This window comes from Mesorhizobium sp. IMUNJ 23033 (assembly GCF_044778005.1).
GTDB classification, from domain to species: Bacteria; Pseudomonadota; Alphaproteobacteria; order Rhizobiales; family Rhizobiaceae; genus Mesorhizobium; species Mesorhizobium amorphae_A.
In genome coordinates, this window is the sequence record NZ_JBJACT010000073.1 from 1 (window position 1) to 3,034 (window position 3,034).

The 3,034-nt window shown below is 60.2% G+C and carries 4 pseudogenes; 2 read left to right on the forward strand and 2 right to left on the reverse strand.

Going from position 1 to position 3,034, the window contains the following annotated elements:
- A pseudogene (locus tag ACFX5Q_RS34595) lies at window positions 1-755 on the reverse strand (IS3 family transposase); the annotation flags it as partial.
- Between the two features lie 64 nt (window positions 756-819).
- On the opposite strand from ACFX5Q_RS34595, the pseudogene ACFX5Q_RS34600 reads away from it, so the two are divergent.
- Window positions 820-1,870, forward strand: a pseudogene (locus ACFX5Q_RS34600) (IS110 family transposase).
- Between the two features lie 238 nt (window positions 1,871-2,108).
- Here ACFX5Q_RS34600 and ACFX5Q_RS34605 read toward each other — a convergent pair.
- Window positions 2,109-2,297: pseudogene (locus tag ACFX5Q_RS34605) on the reverse strand (transposase); the annotation flags it as partial.
- A gap of 27 nt (window positions 2,298-2,324) precedes the next feature.
- On the opposite strand from ACFX5Q_RS34605, the pseudogene ACFX5Q_RS34610 reads away from it, so the two are divergent.
- A pseudogene (locus tag ACFX5Q_RS34610) lies at window positions 2,325-2,915 on the forward strand (IS481 family transposase); the annotation flags it as partial.
- Window positions 2,916-3,034: the final 119 nt, after the last annotated feature.

Genomic DNA, 3,034 nt, shown 5'->3' on the forward strand with positions numbered 1-3,034 from the left:
TTGTAGTCCTCCGCCCATTCGGCGATGGCGCTGCGGGCGTGGTCGAGGCCGAAGAACAGGCTTTCGTTCAAGAGCTCATCCCGCATCCGGCCGTTGAAGGATTCGATGTAACCATTCTGCATCGGCTTTCCCGGCGCGATGTAGTGCCATTCGACGCGATGGTCCTTCGACCATGCGAGGATGGCGTTCGAGGTGAACTCCGTGCCGTGGTCGGAAACGATCATTGCCGGCTTGCCGCGTCGGCCGATCAGATCGGTCAGTTCGCGAGCGACGCGGCGGCCGGAGATCGATGTGTCGGGGATCGCCGCCAGGCATTCGCGCGTCACGTCGTCGACGATGTTCAGCACACGGAAGCGCCGCCCGCAGGCGAACTGGTCATGGACAAAATCCAGCGACCAGCGCGCATTCGGCCTTGCCTCGACCAGGATCGGAGCCCGCGCGCCGACAGCTCGCCGCCGCGCCCGACGCTTGCGCACCGTCAGGCATTCCTCACGGTAGAGTCGATAGATGCGGTTGATCCCCGACGGCTCGCCCTCCCGACGAAGGAGGATGAACAGCCGCCTATAGCCGAAGCGTCTCCGCTCGTTGGCAAGGTCGCGAAGCCTGCCGCGCAGCTCCGTCTCCGGTGGGCGACAGGACCGGTAGCGGATCATCTTGCGATCCGCGCCGACAATGGAACAGGCCCGCCGTTCCGACAGGCCCATGACGGCCTGCAGATGCGCGACGGCTTCGCGCTTGGCGGCGGGCCCTACCATTAATGGGATGGTCCGCCTCGTCCTCCTGCCGCATCATGAGGCTGTCAAACCGAAGGAGGTTGCAATGCCAAAACGCAATGTGCCGCGCCCTGCCGCGGTCTACGGAATTGATATCGGTAAGAACATATTCCACGTCGTCGGCCTCGGAAGCGACGGCGTGCCTGTCCAAAAGGTTCGCTTCCGACGCGACACGCTGCTGCAGTTCTTTGAACGCGCAGCGCCTGCGCTCGTGGGGATGGAATCATGCGCCGGCTCTCAGTGGATCGCCAGGAAGATACAGGCGCTCGGACATAAGGTGCGCTTGATCCCTGCGCAATTTGTGAAGCCCTACGTCAAGTCGAACAAGAGCGACATCATCGACGCGGAGGCGATCGCGGAAGCAGCCACGCGGCCAACAATGCGGTTTGCTGCAATCAAAAGCGAAGAACAGGCGGACCTTCAAGCCCTTCACCGTGTGCGCGACCATGATCGGCACGAGGACACGCTTGATCAATCAGATGCGAGCCTTCTGCCTCGAATACGGGATCGCGCTGCGCCAGGGCGCTGGCCTGTTCAAGCTCGACCTCCCGCAGGCCATCGAAGATTCATCGAACGATTTGTCTCCGGCCATGCGAAAGCTTCTCGCAAGCCTGTTCACGGACCTGCGCCAATTAGAGCAACGCATTGGTGACGTCACACGCGAGATCGAGGCGATCGCCGATCGTGAAGATGTCGCCCGCAGGCTTATGACAGTCCCTGGGATCGGAGCCTTGGGCGCGACCGCGCTTCTCGCGGCTGTCGGCAATGGTCGACAATTCCAGAAAGCCCGCGATTTGGCTGCATGGCTAGGCCTTGTGCCGCGGGAATACTCGACCGGCGGAAAGCAAAAGCTTCTCGGTATCAGTAAACGAGGAAACCGCTACCTGCGCAAACTCCTCGTGCATGGCGCACGATCCTGCTTTCGGCATCTTGATCGAACGAGAGACCGGCTAGGAAACTGGCTCGATGGACTTCAGGCCCGGATGCATCCCAACAAAGCAGTCGTCGCACTTGCCGCCAAAATGGCCCGGATCGTCTGGGTCATACTGACCAGGCCTGGAGCCCTCTACGAACGCAGAGACCCTGCCTTCGCCTGACGCTCCACGCTCGATTGCAAGGCTCGGGAATAGTGATGACGAAACAGTGGATCAACATGCCGTAAGTCCTGTGCAAAAAAGCGGGCTTCGTGCCCGAACCATTTATTGGGAACGGCGTGTGCGGATCTCATCATGGCCTGGCTGCAACCGCAGCCCACTCGAGAGAGGCCGGATACATTTATGCAACTGGAATCGTCATTTGCGATGTCACGAACCCTTGCACGGACGGGGCGGACCATACATTTTTTGACAGAAGCTCCTTCAGCGCCGAGGCTTCGAGCATCTGGTCGGCGAGCAGCTTCTTCAGCTTCGCGTTCTCGTCTTCCAGGGCCTTCAGGCGTTTGGCGTCGGACACATCCATCCCGCCATACTTCGCCTTCCAGTTATACAGCGTAGCCTCCGAGATCCCGGGCTTTGATGGGGCATCCTTATCTTCCGAATCAAAGGATGCGCTATGGGCCAAGTTCTGCATGGGAGCGCCACAACGACAGAGGCGGTCCGTCGAGCGATACAACATAGTCAAGAGAGCCTGAGGACGCTGGCCAAGCGCTACGGGATCAACCAGAAGACGGTTGCGAAGTGGAAGAGGCGAGCTTCGGTCTCCGATCTACCGACTGGTCCGAAGGAACCGAGATCGACGGTGCTCTCGATTGAGGAGGAGGCGGTCATTGTCGCTTTCCGCCGCTACACGCTGCTGCCGCTCGACGACTGCCTCTATGCGCTTCAAGCGACCATCCCGCACCTGACACGGTCTTCATTGCATCGCTGCCTGCAACGCCATGGCATCGGCCGGCTCCCGGATGTCGAGGGCGACAAACCGGCGAAGAGGAAATTCAAGAGCTACCCGATCGGCTACTTCCACATCGACATTGCCGAGGTCAGGACCGAGCAGGGCAAGCTGCACATGTTCGTCGCTATCGACCGCACCTCGAAGTTCGCCTTCGTCGAGTTGCACGAGAAGGCCCCCACAGCCGTATCAAGAGACTTTCTACTGCGGTTGATCGCGGCCGTGCCCTACAAGATTCACACCGTGCTTACCGACAACGTCCTAAGAGCGGAAGGAAATGGAGGAGACAGTCAAAGTCTCTCTGTTCGTCAGCATGCTCTCGCCGCATGACGCTCGTCAAGTTCCATAGTCGAACCAGGCGGCTTCCACCGGCAAAG